Genomic DNA, 23,976 nt, shown 5'->3' on the forward strand with positions numbered 1-23,976 from the left:
ACGAGACTATCCTGTTGTGTCGGGGTTTTGATGAATGAGTTAATGAGTTAATGAGTGAATGAGTGAATGAGTTAATGAGTTAATGAGTTAATGAGTGAATGAGTGAATGAGTGAATGAGTGAATGAGTGATAAAACGAAAAATGAGTGAACGATTGAATCATTGAACCTTAGGTCAACATTCACTCATTCACTCATTCAAAATTCACTCATTCAAAGTTAGAAATGCGGCGTCAATGCTGATTCAACGGCTGGAAGTCCATAATAGTCATCCAGTACTGTGAACGCATTTGGAGGAGGCGCAGCGCCTTTCGGGAAATAATAAAGGGCTGGATTGGCTTTCACTTTTGCACCATAAGCGCCAATAATTTCCTTCACACGGCCCGTCCGGGTCAAATCGAACCAGCGTTTGTTTTCGAATGCCAGCTCCACTCTTCTTTCTTTGAAAATAGCTTCCCGCATAGTGGCCTGCGTGGTGGCAGTGGTAGCTGCCAGCCCGGCGCGGGCGCGCACTTGGTCGATGTAAGTAGCTGCTTCTGCTGGTTTGCCCTGCTCATTAAGCGATTCAGCCATTAAAAGCAACACTTCTGCGTAGCGATATACGGGCCAGTTCATGCCGGTATTGTTATGCAATGAGTGGGTTTTTGCATATTTTTTGATGTAAGGGTACACCTTATTTTCTGCCAGGCTTCCGCTCAATGTAACCATACCGATAGAAATATCTTTCCGCTTATCACCTGTTTCGTAAGCCGCGATCAAATCAGGAGTTGGAATGTTGTTGCTTTCCTGAGAAGTTGGTTGAGGATTTGAAGTACCAGTAATCGGTGCGATCTCAGCCGCAGATATTGGAGACGGAATGAAACGATAAATTTGATTACCATTATACCCGGCCGAACCTTCCATATACTGGATCTCAAAAACGGACTCCGCATTGTTCTTATTTCCAGTGGTAGTCGAGAACGCATTGGCATAATCCGGCATCAGGATATATCCATCGTTTGTGATCACATCTTTCAACAAAGGTTCTGCCAGGGCCCATTTTTTCTGTGTAATGTAGAGATTGGCCAAAAGTGTCTTAGCTGCACCGGAAGTTGCGCGGCCTGCCTCTTGTTTTGCTTTGTTCAACAATAGCGTACTTGCCTCTTTGGCGTCTTTCTCGACCTGCGCGTAAAGTTCCTCAGTGCTTGCCAATGGTAACGCAGCATCCTCACGTCCCGTAACGGGTTGTAAGTGGAGGGGAACTTTTCCGAATAATCGCACCAAATCAAAGTATGCAAAAGCCCGCAGGAATAGCGCCTGTCCTTTCAAATTGTTTTTAGATGCAGCAGCGAAATCGACGTCGTCAATCGACGCGAGGATTTGATTCGTTCGGGCAATAATCCGGTAATTAAGGCGATATTGAACCAAAACGTTGTCATTTGCAGTGATTCCACTAGCGGTTGGAACGGCGAAATCGGCTACGTTTTCTGTTGGATCTACCGCGCCGTAAAGTGTATTACGTGCATAATAGGTATTGTCGGAATGCATTTCCTCCAACACCCATGCGCGCTCATTGAACATTTGGCGTAAAGGTTCATACGCCCCATTTACCGCTTGCTGAAAGTCAGCCTCTTTTACGAAAAACGTAGCTGAGCTGAGTGCGGTCTCAGGTATAACGGTTAGAAATTCATCGTTACAACCACTCATCGCCAATGCTAAAAGGCAGGTTGCTATATATTTTTTGTTCATATCTAATTGAAATTAAGAATGAGTTTGATTACGGTCCGACTTTAAAAGTTCAGGTTAACACCTACGGTCCAGGTACGTGGAACCGGATAGCTTGAAAAGTCAACACCCTGGCTCAGGTTACCACCATCACCCTGTCCGTCACCTTGTGCGCTGGTTTCCGGGTTAGGTCCGCCCCAATATTTTGTAAATACGTATACCTGCTGAGCAGATGCGTAGAGACGGGCAGATTTGAAGAATTTGTTCACCTTACCAATACTGTAACCCAAAGTAATGTTCTTGATCGTGAAGAATGAAGCATCGGCCAGGAATTGGGTACTGTTCCAGTCACGTTCGATACCGGTAAAGTTACCACCGTTGTTTGTCGCTCCATATTTTCCGCTTCCCTGGCTAATCACCGTCGTCGCAACCTGTTTTCCGTCAACTAATGAATTTTGAACACGGAACCGGTCTTTCACACCAGCAACCATATTAAATACACCATCAAGGTTGGCAGTACTATATATGTGACGTACCCAAAGCTGATTGCCGTAAGAGCCTGATCCGGAGATTGAGAAATCCCAGTTTCCATAGCTCAAATTGTTTGTCAATCCGTATGTGAATTTAGGGAATGGACTGCCAATGATAGTCCGGTCATCTTTGTCACCTCCGTTTGTAATAACACCATCGCCGTTAACGTCTTTTAATTTGATGGTGCCAATGGCCGAGCGACCTGGAATCACCGGGGAGTTTTTAAGATCTTCAGCGCTGGTGTAATAACCTTCCTTGATCAAGCCATAGAACTGACCAAATGGCTGGCCAACTTGGGTGATGTGGAAAGATCCATATACACGGTCGATACCGGGAGCCAGTTCAAGAACCTTGTTTCTGTTGACCGAAACGTTGGCGTTGGTTGTCCATTTCAGTTTGCCTTCCAGGTTACGGGTGGTAAGCGAAAATTCATGTCCCCAGAATTTAATCTCACCAATGTTATCATTGAAGTTAGTGAAACCAGCCTCCTGTGGAATTTGCACGGCATACAACAAGTTAGTGGTGTTCTTGGTGTAAAAATCATACACAAACTGGATCCGATCATTAAAAAGACCCAGATCCAAACCAAGATCAAATTGTTTTGTTGTTTCCCAACCAAGGTTACTGTTGGCCAGCGAAGTCACCACTGCACCAGTCGCAACGGTGTTCCCAAAAACTGCGTTGGTTGTATTGTTAACGAGCGCATATTGGGTGTAGTTACCAATATTGTTATTTCCAATCACACCGTAGCTCGCTCGTAATTTAGCAAATGAAATTTTAGGCACGCTTTTCAGCAATTCTTCATCGGAAAGTACCCAGCCGGCCGATACGGATGGGAATGTACCCCACCGGTTGTCAGAACCGAAACGGGAAGATCCGTCCGCACGAACCGCTGCTGTTAACAGATATTTACCTTTGTAGTTGTAAGACAAGCGGGACAGATATGAAGTCAATGCCCATTCGTTAATCCCATTAAATGTATTCGAACCCGAGACACCATTTACGTTGAAGTTACCGGCGCGGTCAATGTTCAATGCACCCTGTACGGTCGGAAGCCTGTCGTCGGCATAGGTGTTTGCGGTCAGACGATCAAAAGTCTGACGGAAGCGCTGTTGCGTAAAACCTCCCAGTAATTCAAAATTGTGGTCACCAAAGCTGTGCACATAAGTGGCAAGGTTTTCATTCAGCCATGAGAAATTCTGAACATTTTGGCGGATCGAAACTGCTGTTGTCGGAATGGGCACGTTGATAGAGCTGGTCGCTGTGGATGGATTGAAGAAGAAGAATTTGTTACTCTCCATTTCAATATTGATCGTCGATTTCAATGTCAGCCCTCTAACAGGTTGGTATTGAATGTACCCGTTTCCAAGCAATTTGGTGCTTTTCGTCTCATTGACCAGTTCATTGGCAGCTCTTATCCAGTTGGGGTAGTTGAAAATGTTACCTGTACTGGATGGGAATGTGTTAAACTTGGTTAGTTCACCATTTGCATCGCGGATAGGCATCACCGGCCAGGTATGCAGCGCATTGAAAAGTATACCAGTACCACGGTCACCGTCGGTTCTTGGCGTGTTGTCGAAAACATACTGCGGAGCAATATTGAACCCGATTTTGATTTTTTTGCCCACCGAGTATTCGGAGTTCATCCGGAGCGAATAACGTTTATACTTGTTATTCAATACGACTCCGTCCTGGTTAAAGATACCGGCAACCAGTGAGGTGCGCACGTTCTCTTTGTTGGAAGTAATGCTCAGGTTGTAGCTTTGTAGCGGAGCTCTTCTCAGCACAGCATCATACCAGTCGTTATTTTTCCCGTCGTATGACGATGGATTCTGGAATTCCGCTGGTACCGGCTGATTCTGGTCTTCGTAATATTCTTTTTTGAATTGCGCGAACTCAGTTGCGTTAAGCATTTTGACGCGTCCGTGCATCGGAACCTTCTGAGTTCCGTAAAATGCGTTGAAGCTAACACTTGTCTCCCCCGTTTTTCCATGCTTGGTGGTGATAAGTACAACTCCGTTAGCAGCACGCGAACCATAAAGTGAAGTCGATGATGCGTCTTTAAGAACAGTAATTTCCTCGATTTCATCAGGGTTTATTGCACCGATCGTTCCCGTTATCGGGAAACCATCAACCACGTATAATGGATCACTACCCGCTGTAACAGATAACTGTCCACGTATACGGACGGTCATCCCCTGTCCCGGCTTACCGGTAGTCTGGTTGATCTGTACACCTGCAAGTCGGCCCTGTAATTTTTGTGTAATTTGAGAAACCGGTACATCTTTTATCTCAGCGGCGCTAACCGTTTGTACAGCACCCGTTATTTCTTTTTTCAGCTGGCTGCCGTAGCCTACTACTACCACTTCGGAAAGGGCTTTGGCGTCAGTTAACAACTTGACGTCTATGGTTGTAGCACTACCAAGTGGTATTTCCTGTGTAAGAAAGCCAACAGATGAGAAAATCAAGGTTCCTCCCTGGTCAGGAACATTAATGGAATAAACTCCTTCAGCGTCGGTAACGGTACCGGTAGTTGTTCCTTTTAAAACAATGCTTACACCAGGTATTTTTTCACCTGCTTCGTCAGAAACCTTTCCTTTGATAGAACGGTCTATTGAATGATTTTTTTCCGCAATGGGATTAAGGGCCAAATGATTATTGGCCATCGCACTGAATCCGCATGCGGCTCCGATCAGCACCTGGCTTACCGAGAGTTTGATCATGGAATTCAATCGGGCACAATAGGGAAATTGTCGAAATTGATTCATAAGATTAAGTTTTAGTTTTAGAATTTAGCAGAGGTTCTCTTTGAATCCTGTCAGGATAGCCTGAGAAAGATTAGCGTCAGTTGGCTTTATGTTCCATAGTTCCGGTTTTAGGTGAATACTTGATCAGGGGGTTAGGAATAGCCGGTATCTGGCTTGTTTAAAAAGTTTTAATAATTGTTGTTTAAATCTAATTGTGGTTTTTACAGAGAAATCCGTTCGTGTCAAAGGGTGCCGAAAAGATCTGGTAACTACCGTTGATGAGGATTGAAATACTTTAAGAATAAAATGAATAGGATGTCCGTAAAGAACAAATTTTCATTCTTATAGTAATATTTATGCAATAGTAGAAGGAATGAGAGAACTGACTGTCCTGCTCTGTCTGGTTTTAACTAATATTTAATTTGCATGACTTTTTAGGACATAACCCATAAAAAAAGCACCCGGGATCGTTACCGGGTGCTTTGAGCTGTAAAAATGGTATTAGTTATGTCAGCAGCTCCATCACAGCCTGCCCTTTTCCGTCCGGTGTTGTGTAGAATGGACGCTTTTCTATTTCGTATTGCGTATCGGGGGCAATTCCCAATGCGTGGTAAATAGTTTGATGGATGCCGTCAATTTTGACAGGCTTTTCAATGGTCTTGCACGGACGCTCGTCCGCTGTCTTGCCATATACGAAGCCCTTTTTAATCCCGCCACCAAACATCAGCATCGAACAGCCGTCCGTAAAATGGCGGTGCATTCCGTAGAATTTCAGATCGGAAAGAATGTCTGGCTGGCTCACCTGCTCCTTCACCTTTGCGTCTGGCCGTCCTTCTACCATCATATCCCGGCTGAATTCACTTGCCAAAACGACCATTGTACGGTCTAGCAAGCCTTTTTGATCCAGATCTTTGATCAATTGAGCGATCGGGCCGTCAATTTGCTTTTTCATCTCTTCCAGTCGGGTATGGCCATTTTCATGGGTGTCCCAGCCTTTGAATGGCTCATATTCGGTCGTGACGCTGATAAACCGGGCTCCTTGTTCGGTCAGCCTGCGCGCGAGCAGACAGCCAAGTCCAAACTTGCCGGTATTGTAAATGTCGTAGCTTTCCTTAGGCTCTGTATTGAGGTCAAATGCCTTGGATTCAGGTGAATTAAGCAATGCGTATGCCTGTTCCATAGAGCGTTTCAGTGACTCGCGCTGATAGTCGCTGCCAAACTCACCAACCGGGCTATTGTTGATCAGTTCATTGTAAAGCTGGTTTCTCCTTTCGAATCTTTTGGCATCCATTCCCACCGGTGGACGAACACTTTCTAGTCCCTGGCTTGGGTCTGGGATAAAGAAAGGACCGAACTCATTGCCGAGGAACCCGGCAGTATGAAAAGCCTTTAATTCTTCCGCTTCACCCACCGTGAACCGCTGACCAATGTCGATGAAAGCAGGAATTACCGGATTTTTAGGGCCAAGTTCTTTGGCTATCCATGAGCCGATGTGCGGGGCCGCAACTGTTTGCGGTGGCTCATAACAGGTATGCCAATGGTACTGGTGACGCGAATGCAGAATGTGCCCCATATCGGCGGCGACGTAAGAACGGATCAGTGTTCCCTTGTCCATTACCTTACCAATAGATTGCAGTCCGTCGGAAAAATGAATGCCGTCCAGCGCCGTCGGTAGTGACTTGAAAGTACTCAAAACCCGGTTGCCTTCCATGTCTTTTTCGAAGGGAGTGTAGAGCTTTGGGTCAAAGGTTTCGGTATGCGCCATACCACCTGCCATCCATAATAGTATGACGGTATCCGCCGAAGAGTTCGCGCCGGATTTCCCTTTACAGGATGAAAGCAGACTTGATAACGGAGCTCCTGCGGCGAGTGCTGCCATCGTAGCGGCGCTCGCGTGTTGCAAAAACTCTCTCCTATTCCATTGGGGTCTCATCGTATTAATATTTTAAAAATGCTGATTTACAATACTTTAATTCTTTTTTTAGCAGTAACCTTTAAATACTTTTAGTATTAATTAAATGTATTTTATTTATTTTTCTTTTAATTAATTTTAATTGTATTTATATGTACTGGTCTTTTATAGCTTTTAATTTGGCACTTATTTATTAAATGAATGCTACATTCAATCCATTTAATAAATAAGCTGGAATTCCGGAACGAGCGCGATCGCCCAAACCAGATCCTGTATGCTTTCTTCGCTCGGGCTCGGGCCAAGGATTTTGACGGCCGAGGCCAGCTCTTTTGGCAATGGATCGCGACCCAATGCTTTCCTGTAAAGCTCGGTTACCAGCGAGTCGGACGTCGGGTATTTCGCCCTCCATTTTTTCGAACCGGCTTTGAGGTTCTCTGTAAACTTGCTACCATTTGTTAGTTCCAGTGCCTGCAATAAGTTGGCCTGCGAGGTCCTGCTTGTACTGACGGTTTCGCGGTTTGGCCTGCCTAATGAAGTAAGGAACGGATCGTTTTGAACAAATGCGGCACGTGCAAAAGGAAGGCGGCTTTGGAAACCTTCCGGTAGTCGTTTGTATACCACAGCCGAGTCAGGATACATGGGATTGAATGCGGAACTGATCGCATCGGAAAACTGCTCAGCGGTAAGTCGCCTTCTGATCATACCGGTAAACTTGTAATCGTTAGCCATGATGTCGCTTGCTTCTTTCACTGATGACGAAGGCAGCTGATAGGTCTTGGAAGTGACAATGGTGAAAATCAATTTTTTCATGTCATAACCATTGGCGACAAAATCGGAAGCCAGCCAATCGAGCAGGTCCCCGCTCCAAGGCAGGTTATCCATCATATCCACCGGCTCCACGATACCGCGTCCCAGCAGCTGTGCCCAGACTCTGTTGACCACCGTGCGGTACAAACGTCCATCCTTTGGCTGTACCAGAAAATCTGCCAGCTGGCGAAGACGTTTTTCAGTACTTACATCAACGCTGATCTCGCCCAGTTCGGGGAAGAGCATTTTGGTGCCTGCTATTTTACCGGTAGGCTTGTCGCAGCGATTGATTTCTAAAAGCGTATCGGCGAATATATTGGCAAAAGCGTAAGAGTCGGCCAGTTTCCAGTCGCTGATGAAGCTATCGTGGCAGGAAGCGCATTTCAGGTTTAGCCCGAGAAAAACCTGCGACACATTTTGGGCAGCCTGCATTTCAGTACGCTGGCTGGAATTGATCGTTCCTCTCCATTTAATGCCTTTGATAAACCCTTCTGATTCTTTTGTCGGGCTGATCAGTTCTTTCACGAACCAGTTATAAGGTTTGTTCGTTTCCAGGGAAGTATAAAGCCATTTGGTAATGTCGAACCTTCCGCCGGTAATGTAGCCGGTACCTGTGTAGTCATTCCGAAGCGCGTCATTCCAGAACGACATCCAATGCTGTGCGTAGTCGTCATTACGGCTGAGGAGTTCTTTGGCAAGTAGTTCTCTTTTGTCAGGACGAGCATCGGCTACAAATGCTTCTACCTGCTCGGGAGTTGGGATGAGGCCGATAATGTCGAGATAAACCCTTCTAATGTAAATTCGATCATTTACCGCAGGCTTCCAGCCTAATTTGTTCTTTTGAAAATAGGCATTGACAAACAGATCGACAGGTTTGACCAGATCTCCCGTAGGTGCAGGTACCACCGGCGTGCGTGGAGCAAGTTCTGCGACGCGATAAATGCTCTTTTCTTTCCCGTCAGGCCACAAAGCGCCTTTCTCGATCCAAAATTTGAGCACATTAACTTCTCTTTCAGTCAGTCGCTTGCCTTTGGTTGGCATTGCTTCCTTATGGCCTTTTGGCAATGATATTCTCCGGATCATCTCGCTTTTATCGGGATGGTTAGGAATAACGATCACACCGTCTTCGCCACCTTTCATAATGGCTTCTTTGCTGTCGAGCCTCAGTTTGCCTTTGGTTTTGGTTTCGCTGTGGCAACTGTAACAGTTGTGTGCAAGAATGGTCCGGACTTCAACATTCAGGTCCTGAACTTGCTGAGGATTCAATGCACCGTTATTGGTCAGTACAAAATCCGGCTCGCCGGCACCTTCCGCCGGTTTTTCTTCGGACGACGGCAGTACGCTGGTAAGATAATCGTCGCCATGGGTGAGCATCGCGCCATAATGTCCCGCCAATGAAACGCCGAATACTGTCACCATTAATAGTGACCGGTACAGGCTGCGGTTTCCCGAGCGAAGGGATAATGTTGCGAGAATGGCCAGGGTCATGGTTGCAATTCCTGCCCAGCGGTGGATTTCCAGACTGTCGCCACTGGCTTCTTCGGAGCTGGCGAGCAGCAGGCCGAATATCACAGCGAATACGGCGCTTCCGGCGCCTACCCAGGTAAGTATTTTTGTGGCGTCACGCAAACCGGTTGATTTACGTTTCCAGTCAATTAGTTCAAATAACAATGCGACCAGCAGCAGCCCGATTGGAAAATGAACGAGCAAGGGATGCAGCCGACCTAAAAATTGCCAAAGCCAGAAAGTTTCAGTTGCTTGGAGTAACACAATATAAGGGATTAGTGGTTAAGGGGTTTTGGGTAGGTTTATGCAAATTGATATTACAATACTAGAATGATTGCAAGAGCCTACTGTCCTGCTCTGTCTTGGTTTTAGCGTTATTTGTTTTTCACGATTTTCTTTAAAATTTCCGTGATCGGCGAAGATGTTCTCGGGAAATAAATGAGAGGGAGTTTTAAAACTTAGCAATGCGAAAACATTTTGTAAAGACAGATTTGCAAATATATTATTAGTAAAGTAACGAATTTTCTAATAGTTAAGTTATAAACTTTATAAGGAGAAACATATATTTCAATGTTTCTCCTTATCGAAAATTTAAAACTTAGATCAGCTGATCTCATTGCTCAATATCCCGGATTCTGGGTCAGTTTAGCATTGATCAGGATCTGAGGGGCAGGTATTGGCAGGAAGTACTCATTCTCTGTGTACACATAGTCCGTAGAGTTAAACGGTACCGCTCCTCTGTCAATCGTTGGCTTGGCGCGTTCTGCCAATCCGTGCGCATTCATGAAAGCCGCCCATTCTGCCGGGGTTTTGGTTCTTTTCAGATCAAACCAGCGATGGTTTTCAAATGCGAGTTCTAATCTCCGCTCTTTCAGGATAGCCGTTCTGAATTCTGCTTTTCCTGGCAAAGTCAGGTTAGCAAGTCCGGCACGTTTACGGATCTGGTTCACGTAATCAAGCGCTTCCGCCGTCGGGCCGGTTTGCTCGTTGGTAGCTTCCGCCAGCATGAGGAGTACATCCGCATAGCGCAGAATTGGCCAGTTGGTATTGGTACGGTTCACGATCGTGTGGGGATAGTTGTACTTGCTTACGTATGGAACGGGGTACAGCTTGCCGTCTAGCGTGAAATCAGGTTTCAGCGAGATATCCTTGCGCAGGTCGCCTTTTTCGTAAGCAGCCATGATATCATTGGTTGGTGCATTCCTTCCTCCGTTTGCACCGGCCGCATACCCTGTGACCGCACCTTTGGAAACCCGAGGTGCAAAAACATATTCAAAGTTGCTCCATTCGCCGAGGTCATTATCGCCCTGGTACTGAATTTCAAAAATCGATTCCGGGCCATTTTTTTTGGCGGCAGAAGGATCAAAATTATTAGCATAGTTTGCATTAAGAGCATATCCGAGTGTGGTAACCTCTTTTAATGTGGCAATAGCTTCGGCGTACTTCTTGTTGATCAGATAGCTTTTTCCTAAAAGGCTCAACGCGGCTCCTTTGGTCGCACGGCCTTTGTCGGCGGCATTGGCATACTTGGCTGGTAATAATGCAACGGCTTCTTTCAGATCTTTTTCAATCTGAGCCCAAACTTCCGTCTGCGGAGACCGTACCAGCTCAAATGCTTCGTCCGGTGTGTCAAATGTGGAAGTAACGATCACGATATCACCGAAGTACTGCACCAGATTGAAGAACATATAGGCCCTCAGGAATTTGAGTTGTCCTTCGACTTCTTTTTTAGGAGCTTCGTCTATCGTCGCTTCCGCCAGTTTTTCCAATGTGAGATTTGTATTGTATAGCGCAGCATAGTAGCCGTTCCACAAATTCGCTATCTCACCGTTGCCGGAATTGACCGTTGAGAATTCAAATGCTTCCCAGCCGCCAGCGCCACCCCGGTCCGACGGGTTCAGGTCGACGGTCGTGTTGTCGGTTTGAAACTCTCCGAAAATGTAGGCATTGTTATTAAGGCTCTGGACAGCTCCATATACACCATTCAGCGCTTGTTTCACCTGCGCCTCGTTTTTATAGAATAGGTTTACCCCTACTTTGGTTGGATCCGACTGGTTGAGGAAATCCTCGCTGCATGAAGATTGCAGCAGTCCTATGATCATTATTCCTATTGCGGTTATATTTTTCATTTCCGTCAGATTTAGAAGTTAACTTTTATTCCAGCAGAATAGGTTCTCGGAACCGGATATGATTCGTCGTCATTGTTCAGCTCGGTTCCGCCCCTTACACCGGCGTCGGGGTTATTGCCCGGATATTTGGTGATGATCAGTAAGTTAGCTGCGTTAATGAAGATGCGGGCATCAGAAAACACTCCTTTAAATTTGGGAAGTGTGTAGCCAATTGTTACGTTTTTGATCCAGGTGTGGGTACCATCGTATACGTAACGCTCGCTACTTTCACGCGACCATTTGAAATAATCCGTTCCGCCCTGCGAATTTTTAGCGTCCGGGTTCGAGCCTGGGTTTTCAGGAGATCTCCAACGGTCTTTGGCTTTTTCCAACACATTGAACACGCCGTCCATATTCATGGTGGAGGCTTCAATGTTCCGGTACACATCAAACTTGTATGCGCCCATCAGCAACACGCTGAAATCGAACATTCTGTAATCAGCGCCCACAGTCCATGCCCAGTTGAATTTAGGGTTCGGGTTACCGATTTCGGTCATGTCCTTCGTGTCGTAGGAAACAATTCCGTCTGGTCCGCCATCGGCAGCACCATGCAAATCAGCAAATTTCATAGCGCCTGGTACTGCTCCTTCTTGCAATGGAGCCTGGGCGATTTCTTCTTTGGTATTGAAGATGCCCAGTTTTTTGTATCCGAAAATCATACCGATAGGACGACCAACCTGCTGAATGTTATATCCACCGTACTGGCTTCCCTGCAAAATGAAGTCGTTCTGGCCACGGATCGCGAGTACTTTGTTACGGTTGAATGTAATGTTGGCATTGGTCCGCAAGTTTACCTGACCGATTTTGACACGGTATTGTACTGCCAGCTCTATCCCTTTGTTCTGGACTTTACCCAGGTTTTTCAATGTAGAAGTAAAGCCTGAAACTGCTGGAATGCTGTAAGGAAGCAACATATCGTCTGTGATCTTCTTGTAGTACTCAAATGTGAAGACCAGTTTGTTATTGAATGTCGCCAAATCGAAACCAATGTCAGTCTGGTTTGATTTTTCCCAGGTCAGCTCAGAGTTTGCGTAGCGGGTTACCACTTTTCCGGGAGCCAATGTGTTGTTAAACACGTAGTTGTTCAGGCCGAGGAAAGACAAACTTGCGTAGTTACCATCGTCGCCGGCATTCTGTCCGATACCAAAGTTGTTGTTGGCGCTTACCTGATAGCTGTTGTTACCAGTCATACCCCAGCTAGCTCTCAGTTTCAGATCGGTAAGCCATGTAGCTTTTGGAATAAATGATTCTTCCGAAAGTCTCCATCCAATGGACGCTGCGGGGAAATTACCAAACTGGTGACCTTCACTGAATCGGGAACTGCCCTCTCTCCGATAAGTGGCAGAGAACAAATACTTGTCCTTGAACGAGTAGTTAAACCTCGCCAGATAAGCGATCATGGTCCATTTTCTTTCAATGGAGTTGGACGACCGGATAGTCGCATTGCCCAGATATGGAGCCAAATCGTCCGGAAATGTATTGGCAGAACCGTACAAACCCTTAATTGTTTCCTGCTGAGCCGAATAACCCAGCATTGCGTCAAAGTGGTGATTTTCGCCTACAATCCGGTTATAAGTCAGCAATTGGTCAGCTGCATAGTTGCGCAGTTCTTCCGAATCGTCCCTTTCTGTTGCAATACGCGGAGGGGCTCCGTTACTACCGGTAGCAATTGCATTCCCGATCGTCGACGGCACAAACTCCTTATAAGTATTGTAATTGATCTTTGCATTGACAGACGACCTGAATTTCAGGCCTGGTGCGATATTCAATTCAACGTATCCATTGGCGAGCACGTCGGCAATGTTCCGGTTCCGTTTTACAGTTTTAAGGACATACAATGGATTTGGAAACCCAAAAATGTCACCGACACCATTGTGGTAAGGGATCAGTTCGCCTTTTTCATCATAGGCTGGCCGACGTGGGTCACTGATCAGTGTTAAGCCCACCAATGCACTCCGGCCGTCGGTACTCGCCAGGTTTGATCTGGAATAGCTACCAGCGACATTCATCCCCATGCTGATCACCTTGTTGACTTCACCAAAAAGGTTCGTACGCACGGAAGCGCGGTCATAACCCGTGTATTGAAGCGAGCCATCTTCTTTATAATAACCCATCGACACTACCGATTTAATAGGTCCTTTTCCGGAAGACAATGTCACGTTCACATCTTTGTAAGGCGCATTGTTATGGAGGATCAGGTCAAACCAGTTCGTCGAATACTTGGTGTCCTTTGGATTGCGGAAATCAATGGGTATCTCTTCCTCGGTAGGCAGCCTCATGTATTTTGGGTTAATTAAAAACCTGCCAATGTAGACTTCCCTCAAAAACTGGGCAAAATCAGGGCCATTCAAAACCTTTGTTTTTCTGGACTCCGGAATATTCTGCACGCCGTAATCGAATGACACGTTCAGGCTGGTTTTACCTTCTTTGGCCGACTTGGTCGTGATCAAAACCACACCATTCGATCCGCGGGCACCATAGATGGCGGTAGAGGCCGCATCTTTCAATACCGAAATAGTCTCGATATCGTTCGGGTTTAGGTTTTGGCCAACTGAAATACCAACCGGGAACCCGTCGATTACATACAATGGATCACTGCCGGCTCCCAGTGAGCTGATACCACGCACTTTTACTTCGAATTGCTGACCTGGCGTTCCGCTTTTTTGTTTGATGATCACACCCGGAGCTTGCCCCTGGATCATACGGGTAACATTGGATTTAGGAACTTCGCCAATGTCATCGATATTAATAACGGAAACGGCTGAGGTGATATCTCGTTTGCGCTGGGTACCATACCCTACCACCACTACTTCTTCCAATGCTTTGGTATCCACGGCTAGTTCGATGTTCAAAGACGTCTGATTTCCCACTGTAATCTCTTTTGGTACGTACCCGACGAAGGAGAAAACCAAAATATTAGTGCCGGATTCGGGAATGTTAAGCGAGTAAGAACCATCCGAATCCGTCACCGTTCCGGTGCTGGACCCTTTGAGAACCACACTCACACCTGGCAGTGCCAGTCCGTTGTCGTCACTTACTTTTCCTTTAATAGTCCGGTCTATCGTAATTGTTACCGGGTCGTGTAATAGATATTTGACTGTTCCCGCCTGGGTGAGTGCGGCGAGTGACATACTTAGGCACAGCTGTCCGACCATTATTTTACCGAATGATCGCAGATTGGTGCCGAGTTTCAATTGTCGAGATTGATTCATAAGCTTAGGGGTTTGGTAGTTGAAAATGTGATACAACTGAATTTAAGAGATTGACATTTGCTGTTTATGGAGCCATATATATGATGGGTTTAGGTGAAATGTTGAGAAAAAGGATTTGCGATTGAGAACATATATAATCTGCTGACGAATAAGGAATTGTAAGGTCAGTAGTTAGTAAGGAAAAATTTCATTACTTAATAAGTACAATTTATGATTCGAATAGTTTTATTGTGGAAAAGTATAGGTATTTGTAGGGCGGACTATCCTGCTGTGTCCGGTATTCAATGAAAATTGTATTGAAGACACATTTAGTTTAACTTTTGCTTCACACAAAATTTTTGAAAACTTAATCCGGCATTTGCAACTGGAATGATTAATTTTATAAGATGTGCAAAAATGTCAGCCATTTAACCGATGAAGAAATTGTTACAACGTATAGTACTTATTCTATCGCTGGTAATTGGATTTACGCTGTACACCAACGCAAACCACATTGTCGGCGGGGAACTTCAGATGCAGCGTACTGGCAGCGCAGGCACCTTTGAGATTACGCTTATCCAGTTCTGGGACCAAAATAACCTCATTATCCCTACGCCGAATACCACCGGAAACCGGGACTCCAAAGCTGACCTCTTCGTTTACCGCAAAAAGAATAACAATCTTGTCGAAAAGATTACCGTCAACTACGTCAATTCGCACTCGATCAGCTACCAAAATAAGGCCTGCGCCAGCAGCAGGTCACTTAACACGATTATTGGAATATATAAGGGAACAGTTAGCCTCAGCTCCCAGCGTTACAGCGACCCGGAAGGCTACTACATTGCCTGGGAGCGCTGCTGCCGTAATGATGATATCAATAACATTACCGAGCCGGGGGACAATGGAATGGTATTCTACCTGGAATTCCCGCCGGTCTCAGTTGCCAATTCTTCCCCTGAATTTGTCGCGCCAAACGGGCAGTACATTTGTAGCAACAGACCCTTTTCCATGAGTATGGCCGCGACCGACGCCGATGGGGACGAGCTCAGATACTCGTTAGTAACACCCATGCGCGGAACAACTGATTCCAACCAGCCTTACGGTACTGATGTTTTTAAAAGTAGTTATCCGCTGATTACCTGGTCAACGGGCATCTCTCTCTCCAATGTGATTCCGGGTTCAACTCCATTGAAAGTCAGTAGTACCGGACAACTTACCGTGAATGCCAATCGCATTGGTTTGTATGTATTCACGGTTCAATGTGAGGAGTATCGGAACGGTAAGCGAATCGGGCTCATCAGGCGGGACTTTCAGCTGCTCGTAATCGATTGCAATGATGACCTGCCTGAACAGCCTGTGATTACGCTCGCAGAACAGCCGGTGACACAAGTATCTTTCTGCCCCGAAAGTCCCATCGAGTTGAAAACGGAGAGTTCGAATGACTGGGCTTATCAGTGGCAGCTCAATGGATCAAATATTCCCGGTGAAGACGGTTCAAGCATTATGGTAAAAGATTCAGGGCAGTATTCGGTTGTGAAGAGTTATACCAAAAAATGTTCACGGGATACGACTTCGCTTGTAGTACATGCCCATTTCGCACCGCCAATAGACGCTGCTATTTCGGCGCTGAAAGAAGTTATTTGTGAAGGCGAATCGCTGGATCTGCAAGCGAATGGTGGTAATATTCCAGCCGGCCAGGCTATTCAATGGAGCAGGGATAATGTAATTTTAGCAGCTATATCTCCGACATTGCAGATTACCGAGGCGGGTACCTACACGCTGCGCATTACCAACGAAGTAAAAGGATGCAGCGGTAATGATACGATTATGATCAGCAAGGAGGCATTGTCTGTTTCACTGCCGGATAGAAAAGGTGTAGTAGAAGGCTCGAAAACAAAGCTTTCCCCGATGGTACTGCCTTTGACGGGTAGCTATATTTATGAATGGTCTCCGCCGCAAGGTCTGGTTTCGCCTTCCAATCAAATGGAGGCTACCGTGCAGCCAATGACAGAAACGTTATATAAACTGACTGTCGAGTCGGCGAATGGTTGTGTCGCAGAAGCCGCGGTACTGGTTTTTGTGATTGACAAAATGCACATTCCCACTGCATTTTCACCTAATCGCGACGGAGTGAATGATACCTTCGAAATATTTAACTCTAAGGAGCAGATCGTCGAAATGCGGATCTATAACCGTTGGGGACAAGTGATATTCAATTCTTCCGGGTATGATAAACCCTGGGACGGCACCTATCAAAATGAGCCGGTTCCCCCTGGTAGTTACCCATACCTTATTAGAACTCCCGAAACAGAAGTCATAGGCACTATTACGCTTTTGAAGTAATTGGGGTATGTTTTAATAATAACAAAATATTTAACGCTGTTAATTAAGCGTTTTTGAACTCCTGAAAAGTGCCATCTGAATAGAAAATCAGTACTTTCTCAATCTGCTTCTCCTGTTTTGGCTCCGGTTTTGGTTTCTGCACGTTTTCCTGTACCGGATGAGTTACCGCAACATTTTTTTTACGCAATTCTGGCGGGGCGGTTTGAGGGGTTGGAATGGCCACCGGTAGCACATCATCGTCTAGTATCCAGGTTATTCCAAGATCGGGATATCGCTTGATAATTTTCTGCACAATGTCCAGGCTTGGCTTATTCCTTCCGGCCAATATGTGGGACATGCTGGAACGCTGGATACCAATCTCATCTGCAAAGAGCGATGGCGTAATATTTTTGTCAATCAGTATCTGTTTAATTTTCTCACTTAAATCCATATAGGCTCATTCATACAATGTAGTTACAAATGTAATACATTATTTAAATAAGTAAATCAGGAAAACAGTTTAATTAAATAAATTTCAGAGATTTATTAATGTTAACTACATGCGTTTGAGCGATATATTAATGTAAATAGGCTCATTCTGTCTATTTAAAGCATAAAACAAAAAAAGACGGCACAATGTACCGCCTTCTGCATTTTGTATGGATTTACTTTTCTAAACGGCTACGTGATTTTCTCTCAGCGCGTCGTTCAGTGAAGTTTTAAGATCTGTACTTGGCTTTCTCTTACCAATGATCAATGCGCAAGGAACGTGATAGGTACCGGCAGCGAACTGTTTTGGCAATGTTCCAGGGATAACCACAGAGTCGGCCGGAACAAAACCTTTGTATTCTACTGGCTCGCTTCCTGTTACGTCGATGATCTTGGAACTGCCTGTAATGGTAACGCCAGCCCCTAAAACGGCTCTTTTACCAATGTGAGCGCCTTCTACAACGATGCAGCGTGATCCAATGAATGCGCCATCTTCCACGATCACCGGTGATGCCTGAACTGGTTCCAGCACTCCACCGATCCCTACTCCACCGCTAAGGTGTACATTTTTCCCGATCTGCGCACAGCTTCCCACAGTCGCCCAGGTATCCACCATGGTTCCTTCATCTATATATGCACCAATGTTGACGTACGAAGGCATCAACACAACTCCTTTTGATATATATGCGCCGTATCTTGCTACTGCCGGTGGTACTACCCTAACGCCGAGTTTGTCGTAGCCGGTCTTCAATTTCATTTTATCATGGTATTCAAAGATGCCAACCTCGCTAATTTGCATCTGCTGGATTGGGAAATAAAGAATGATCGCCTTTTTTAGCGCTTCGTTTACCAGCCAGCTACCATCTTCCTGAGGTTCGGCCACCCGGATCCTTCCCTTATCAACTTCTTCTATGATATCCTTAATGTAGTTCTTTGCTGAATCTTCCTTTAAAAGTTCCCGGTTTGTCCAGTAAGATTCTATTTGATCTGCGAAACTCATGTTTAAGTAATTAATTAATGAAATATATTTAACTTGGTTATTATAAGCTAGTTACGTGTTAATTCGAATTTTTTACCTGGTTTAATTACGGTAGTAGAAGCAAGAATACCTGAACGATTTAACTAGTAAATTTTGACAGAGATAGAGTACAAAAAAGCCCCCGCAAGGCAAATATAAGGAAGGATTAGAATATAGCATAAATCATATACAAGAATATAAACTAATTTAATTAGTAAACAAGAACCCAACGATGCCTATACTATTAGTATTTCGCTCCTAAATTACTAAATATTATAGTATTATTATCCAAATGCCTTTGTTGGTCTATTTTTCGCAGGTTTCTTTAAAACCGCCTACATTTTTATTAATATTGCGACTGAAATAACCAATCAATTCAAGATATGTCAAAAGTTAAAGTTGCAATCAATGGATTTGGCCGCATCGGTCGCCTTGTTTACCGTCAGATTTACAACATGGAGGGTATTGATATCGTTGCCATTAATGATCTGACCAGTCCAAAAGTATTAGCACACCTGCTTAAATATGATACTGCACAAGGCCGTTTCGATGCTGACGTTAAATCAACCGACAATTCAGTAGTTGTTAATGGTGAAAATATTGTGATATATGCGCAACGTGACCCAGCTCAAATTCCCTGGGGATCACACGACGTGGATGTAGTTCTGGAATGTACTGGTTTCTTCACCAGCCAGGAATCTGCAAGCGCTCACATCAAAGCCGGCGCGAAAAAAGTAGTAATCTCTGCTCCTGCTACCGGCGATCTTAAAACGATCGTGTTTAATGTAAACCACGATATCCTTGACGGTACTGAAACAATTATCAGCGGGGCGTCTTGTACAACCAACTGCCTAGCTCCTATGGCGCAGGTTTTGGAAGAGCAATTCGGTATCGTAAATGGTTTGATGACGACCATTCACGCTTACACCAACGATCAGAACACACAGGATTCTCCACATCCAAAAGGTGATTTGAGAAGAGCAAGAGCTGCTGCCCAGAACATCGTTCCTAACAGTACTGGTGCTGCAAAAGCAATCGGATTGGTTCTTCCTTCATTGAAAGGAAAACTGGACGGTTCTGCTCAGCGTGTACCAACTCTTACAGGTTCGTTGACTGAACTTACAGTTATTCTTGGTAAAGAAACAAGCGTTGAAGAAATCAATGCTGCCATGAAAGCTGCTGCTAACGAAAGCTACGGCTACACCGAAGATGAAATCGTGAGCAGCGACATCATTGGTATCAGCTACGGCTCACTGTTTGATGCAACTCAAACAAGAGTTCAGAAAGTAGGTGGAACACAGATCGTTAGAACTGTTAGCTGGTACGACAATGAAATGTCATACGTGTCTCAATTGGTAAGAACTGTTTACTATTTCGCTGGCCTTATCGCTAAGTAGTAGTAACCTCAGATACAAAAAACGCCCGTTTGGTCCTATGACGAAACGGGCGTTTTCTTTTACAGCAACATTCTCTTTATAGCAACTGTGCTTTGATGTATTTAATGGTATGCCCCTTCGCCGTGAAGATACTTTCATAATGTGTTTTAACACCGAAATGCTCGTCAAGCAAATGAGACGTATAAAGGTCGTCGGTATGTTCCAAAATCTGAAACCTGCCCGACTGGCTAATGGTTTCCAGACTGTAATCATACAAGAATGTACTGTCAGTTTTAAGACAAAACAAACCGTCCTTGTGCAGATAATGCGCATATCTGTTCAAAAAATCAGGATTAGTCAGCCGTTTGTTCTCATCCCGGTCGCGAACCTGAGGATCAGGATGAATGAGCCAAATTTCACTCAGCTCATCTTTATCAAAAAACTCGTTTGAATACTGAATACCTGCCCTCAAAAAAGCGACATTCCGGAGGTTTTGTTCCGTGGCCATGAAGCTCCCCCTGGCAATCCGATCACCTTTAATGTCCATTCCAATGAAGTTCTTATCTGGAAAAACCTTGCCTAATCCCACCGTATACTCCCCCTTTCCACACGCCAGCTCTACTACAATTGGGTTTTCGTTATTAAAGTACAACTTGTTCCATTGCCCTTTTACTTCTGTATACAGGCTCTTTCCCGCCTCGATCACGTTATCCGCCTTCGCACTGAATTCGTAATGATGTAATTTCTTTCTTGCCATTCTTAATCTAAAAATATCACTTATAGTTGTTCGAGATCCGCTACCACAAAGGTACTGCCGCCAACGTAAATGGCATCCTCAGCTACTGAATCTTTAATTGCTTGCTTCAAGGCTGCATTCACATCGGGATAACGTTCACCCTTCAAACCGTGTTTCAAAGCCATAGCCTGCAAATCTCCGGCAGTTAATGCCCTCATATTTGATGGTTCGCAAAAGTAATAGTCAGCATTGGCTGGGAATAACCCGAGCATGGTGGTAATGTCCTTATCTCCAACGAAACCAATCACAAAACGCCGGCGTCCCGCCGCAATACCTGCAAACTGGTTGATCGTCTCAGTCAGGCCCGCGGTATTGTGGGCGGTATCACAATAAATCAAAGGATTGGTACCAAGCTGCTGCCACCTGCCTTTGAGTCCAGTCAGTTTGATCACCGATTCCAATGCAGTCTCAACCGCATAATCTTCGATCTTCCAGCCTTTCGAATTTAAGACATCAACCGTCGCCAGCACTCCCGCCAGATTATGTACCTGATATGAACCGGTAAGGTCTAAACGTAAGTCTTTGCCTGGCGCTGAGCCACTTGCCTCATTGACGTGCAAAAGTAGCTTTGCTGCTTCTGTGCCCGCTTTTTGTATGTTAAATTTCTCCGAACCGAAAACAATTGGCGCATGCAGCTGCTCAGCGGTATCGATAATCACATCACTAATTTCCTCATTCTGATATTCGCTGACAACTACTGGTACCTCCGGCTTAATAATGCCTGCCTTTTCAGAAGCTATTTTTGCCAGCGTATCCCCCAGAAACTGTGTATGGTCCAGGCTGATATTGGTGATGACCGACACAACAGGCGTGATTATATTAGTCGAATCCAGTCTGCCTCCCATACCCACTTCAATCACCGCTACATCCACATTGGCTTCCAAAAAGTACGAAAATGCCATTGCAACGGTTACTTCGAAGAAAGAAGGATTTAATCTATCAATGTTAGATCTCTGACCGTTGGTAAATTTTACTATGAATTCTTCATCCACGCAGCCACCGTCAACACGTATTCTTTCTCTAAAGTCCTTTAAATGAGGTGATGTATACAATCCTACCCGATAGCCAGCTTGTTGGAGAATCGCGGCCAGCATGTGGGAGGTACTTCCTTTCCCGTTTGTACCGGCTACGTGGATCGTTGGATACTTAGTTTGGGGGTCTCCAAGCGATTTACACAGCTCCCTCGTAGTATGAAGGCCCGGCTTGAAAGCACGGGCCCCTATATTCTGAAAAACAGGTAATCTGCTGTACAGGTAATCCAATGTTTCCTGATAGTTCATTCTTAACTTATCGAGAGCGTATTTTGAATGTGATCGTTCCTACCGATTCGTCAGGAACGTTGGAGGACTTTGAGACAAATGTAAGATCTCTCACAGCCGTCTTATACTTGTTCACGACGGCATAGTCGGTCACGGTTGTACTTTGTGTTACGATACTTTTGACGCGACCGTTTCTATCCACAGTGATTTTGAATGTAATATCGCCGGTAGCGTCGGAATTGTCGTCTACAACGGGTCTTCTTGACCAGCTCCATCCCGATAGGTTCAATCCTACCGCCGTCCCCCCGCCGCCGCCTTCTCCCTTATACGTCTTGGCATAAAGGCTTCCGCTTTTGGAACCCTTATCGCCTACTCCTTCTGCATCATCCCCATTATTGTTGCCTCCGATACCGCTTTTTGTGCCCGTAGTACCATTGCTTCCCGACTTGCTTCCGGAAGACTTGGTAAACAATGCGTCTTTATTAACAGCTTTTTCAGGTGCAGGCTTGCTTACGGGTGCCGAAGCACTTTCTACACCTGTTGACTTTTTAACATCAGTCTTTTCAGGTGCTTCAACCGGACTTTCCGCTTTGGTAGTGATTACCGGTTTCTCGGCAACAGTCTTGGTTGGCTTTGGGGACTCTATTTTAGGCGGTGTGGGAGGAGTAGGTTTAGGTGTCGCTATAGACTTCACTTTCTTTACTTCGTCCGCGTCAGCCTTCATATTCTCGGCTACCTTGCTATTGTTTGGCTTATTGAACGTCTGCACATCGCCTTTGCCCACCTTGCTTGTACCATAGTTCACTTCCACGAACAGCTCCATGGGCGCTACCTTTGGCAATGAACTGTTCAAACGGATAAAGAAGAACAGCCCAAGCATGGCAATGGTAATTCCGAAGGACATTGCCCAGGATACGGCGATTCTCTGACGGTCTTCTGCCTCTAATTCGATCATTATTTCAGCGTTAATTTCCCTTCGAAAACGTAAAATTAAAAAAAATCGTATATAACAAAAAGAGGAAGCATTGTGCCTCCTCTTCGTTTATGCTGTGTTTTGACTATCTCTTTTTAAATACCCACCCAGCTTCTCCGATCACCGATTTCAGCTTGGCGGAAGCGCGATAGGCATCTGTCTCATTTTCAAATCCGTCGATCGCAACTTTTACTTTCGTGCTGAACTTGTCGCCGGGTAAGATCAATGCTTCTGTAAATCCCTTGGCCTGTAATTCTGCCAGAAGAATTTTCGCCTGCTTCGAACCTTTGAATGCACCTGCGATCACATAGAAATTAGCCGTTGCAGGCTCAGCAGGTGTTACTGCTGGCACATTTACCGGCGGAAGTGCTTCTGAAACCGTAGTGGCTGCCGAATCCTTAGTTACCAATGCAGCGTCATTTATCGATGAATCTGAAACGATTGGTAATGTCTCTGTACTTGCCTCAGGGAGAATGATCGCCTCAGCTTTCTCTATTTCCTTCTTAGGTTCTTCCTTTTCAGTTTTAAAGCTGCTGAACAGTTCCGTGAATGGGTTCAGCGTGCTTTGGATATCACCTCCATTTGAATTAACCAAAAAGAAACTCAATCCACAAAGCAACCCTGCGATCGCAGCGGCGGCGGCCCAGCTGGTCCACCGGAATGGCTTCCTTGTGTTTTCTTCCAGTTCAAGTACTTCAACAGTATCGTCATTCACGTAAGTATGCTCGGTTGCGGCGATTAAAGCTTTTTTCTCGAACTGCTTTACCTTAACCTTTTGAAAACCATACCATTCGTCCTTAAAGTATTTTTCTGTTTTCGGTTCAAATACCAATTTTCCCTCTACATTCTTAATGAACTCTCCAATGCCTGCGATCGACGCACGGCCATTAAATTCAAGTCCTGAACGCAGATTATCGGTATAAACTTTAACATAATCAACTGCTTCTGAATGCGTTACCTGCTCGTGGCGTGAAATATAATTGGCCAGCAAGCCATCATCCAGTTTCAAATATTCATTGAAAGCCAACCGCTTCACAGGTGGTGAGAAAAAACCTGAATTGTTGTCATAAATGGCAGGAACCTGGTGAGATAATAAAGCACCAAACCCTGGTATAATGACGAATTCATATTCACCAATGAGTTTACGGATGACGGTTTCAACTGCGATCATGAAGCATT

General features: G+C 45.2%; 14 protein-coding genes. 2 read left to right on the forward strand and 12 right to left on the reverse strand.

Translation table 11 applies throughout. From position 1 onward, the window contains the following. Window positions 1-217: 217 nt before the first annotated feature. From ON006_RS09775 to ON006_RS09800, 6 genes are all read right to left on the reverse strand, one after another. Window positions 218-1,726: a RagB/SusD family nutrient uptake outer membrane protein gene (locus tag ON006_RS09775; RefSeq protein WP_244824306.1), complete on the reverse strand. Its 1,509-nt coding sequence runs from the start codon at window positions 1,724-1,726 to the stop codon at window positions 218-220. Window positions 1,727-1,767: 41 nt separating this feature from the next. Beyond that, window positions 1,768-5,001: a SusC/RagA family TonB-linked outer membrane protein gene (locus ON006_RS09780; RefSeq protein ID WP_244824307.1), complete on the reverse strand. Its 3,234-nt coding sequence runs from the start codon at window positions 4,999-5,001 to the stop codon at window positions 1,768-1,770. A gap of 484 nt (window positions 5,002-5,485) precedes the next feature. Then, a complete protein-coding gene (locus ON006_RS09785) occupies window positions 5,486-6,913 on the reverse strand; it encodes a DUF1501 domain-containing protein (RefSeq protein WP_244824308.1) in 1,428 nt (475 codons plus the stop codon). Between the two features lie 198 nt (window positions 6,914-7,111). Then, window positions 7,112-9,418 carry a DUF1549 domain-containing protein gene (locus ON006_RS09790; protein WP_244824374.1) on the reverse strand — a complete coding sequence of 769 codons (2,307 nt, stop codon included), beginning with the start codon at window positions 9,416-9,418 and terminating at the stop codon, window positions 7,112-7,114. Between the two features lie 407 nt (window positions 9,419-9,825). Beyond that, entirely contained in the window at window positions 9,826-11,334 is a 1,509-nt protein-coding gene (locus tag ON006_RS09795) for a RagB/SusD family nutrient uptake outer membrane protein (protein ID WP_244824309.1), read from the reverse strand. Window positions 11,335-11,345: 11 nt separating this feature from the next. Beyond that, window positions 11,346-14,585 (reverse strand): SusC/RagA family TonB-linked outer membrane protein, encoded by a 3,240-nt coding sequence (locus ON006_RS09800; protein WP_310590224.1) that lies wholly within the window; start codon window positions 14,583-14,585, stop codon window positions 11,346-11,348. Between the two features lie 414 nt (window positions 14,586-14,999). Between ON006_RS09800 and ON006_RS09805 the strand changes: the two genes are divergently transcribed. Then, on the forward strand, window positions 15,000-16,907 hold the full coding sequence (locus ON006_RS09805; protein WP_244824310.1) for a T9SS type B sorting domain-containing protein: 1,908 nt from the start codon (window positions 15,000-15,002) through the stop codon (window positions 16,905-16,907). A gap of 43 nt (window positions 16,908-16,950) precedes the next feature. On the opposite strand, the gene ON006_RS09810 is transcribed toward ON006_RS09805, so the two are convergent. Further along, on the reverse strand, window positions 16,951-17,337 hold the full coding sequence (locus ON006_RS09810) for a helix-turn-helix transcriptional regulator (RefSeq protein WP_244824311.1): 387 nt from the start codon (window positions 17,335-17,337) through the stop codon (window positions 16,951-16,953). A 222-nt stretch (window positions 17,338-17,559) separates the two neighbouring features. Beyond that, window positions 17,560-18,375 (reverse strand): 2,3,4,5-tetrahydropyridine-2,6-dicarboxylate N-succinyltransferase, encoded by an 816-nt coding sequence (locus tag ON006_RS09815; RefSeq protein WP_244824312.1) that lies wholly within the window; start codon window positions 18,373-18,375, stop codon window positions 17,560-17,562. Between the two features lie 401 nt (window positions 18,376-18,776). Between ON006_RS09815 and gap the strand changes: the two genes are divergently transcribed. After that, complete coding sequence (gene gap, locus ON006_RS09820; protein ID WP_244824313.1) at window positions 18,777-19,790, forward strand: type I glyceraldehyde-3-phosphate dehydrogenase; 1,014 nt, start codon at window positions 18,777-18,779, stop codon at window positions 19,788-19,790. A gap of 76 nt (window positions 19,791-19,866) precedes the next feature. Here the strand turns inward: gap and trmB are convergent, their stop codons facing one another. The 4 genes from trmB to ON006_RS09840 all read right to left on the reverse strand — a co-directional run bounded on the left by trmB (window position 19,867) and on the right by ON006_RS09840 (window position 23,968). After that, window positions 19,867-20,526 carry a tRNA (guanosine(46)-N7)-methyltransferase TrmB gene (gene trmB, locus ON006_RS09825; protein WP_244824314.1) on the reverse strand — a complete coding sequence of 220 codons (660 nt, stop codon included), beginning with the start codon at window positions 20,524-20,526 and terminating at the stop codon, window positions 19,867-19,869. 20 nt (window positions 20,527-20,546) lie between these two features. Beyond that, the gene (locus ON006_RS09830) at window positions 20,547-21,845 is read right to left on the reverse strand and encodes a bifunctional folylpolyglutamate synthase/dihydrofolate synthase (RefSeq protein ID WP_244824315.1); all 1,299 of its coding nucleotides are present in this window, start codon (window positions 21,843-21,845) and stop codon (window positions 20,547-20,549) included. 7 nt (window positions 21,846-21,852) lie between these two features. Next, window positions 21,853-22,779, reverse strand: a complete 927-nt coding sequence (locus tag ON006_RS09835; RefSeq protein WP_244824316.1) for a hypothetical protein — start codon at window positions 22,777-22,779, stop codon at window positions 21,853-21,855. Between the two features lie 103 nt (window positions 22,780-22,882). Continuing rightward, the gene (locus tag ON006_RS09840) at window positions 22,883-23,968 is read right to left on the reverse strand and encodes an HU domain-containing protein (protein WP_244824317.1); all 1,086 of its coding nucleotides are present in this window, start codon (window positions 23,966-23,968) and stop codon (window positions 22,883-22,885) included. Window positions 23,969-23,976 lie beyond the last annotated feature (8 nt).

Source organism: Dyadobacter pollutisoli, from assembly GCF_026625565.1.
GTDB classification, from domain to species: Bacteria; Bacteroidota; Bacteroidia; order Cytophagales; family Spirosomataceae; genus Dyadobacter; species Dyadobacter pollutisoli.